Genomic DNA, 231 nt, shown 5'->3' on the forward strand with positions numbered 1-231 from the left:
CGCTCCCGGCGCCTACCAGGTCACCCTGTCGGACCGGGCCTGGATCGATGTGAGCCAGGACGACCGGACCACCCGGCCCCCGCTCGCGAGCACGCTGCGACCCGGCTGCCCGATGCTGGCGATGAGCGTGCGGTTCCAGCTCGGCACCGCGCCGATCACCCTCCTGGTGAGCGATGCGGCCGACGATACGATCCGGATCGCCGTGGCGCCGGTGGAGTAGGGCGACGCCGC

General features: G+C 73.2%; 1 protein-coding gene. It reads left to right on the plus strand.

What is annotated here, in order from left to right:
• Window positions 1–220, plus strand: a 220-nt coding sequence (locus CVH10_RS26475; protein ID WP_219925138.1) for a hypothetical protein, incomplete at its 5' end; no start/stop codon positions are given.
• Window positions 221–231: the final 11 nt, after the last annotated feature.

The organism is Halomonas sp. ND22Bw (assembly GCF_003011945.1).
Lineage (GTDB): Bacteria > Pseudomonadota > Gammaproteobacteria > Pseudomonadales > Halomonadaceae > Halomonas > Halomonas halophila.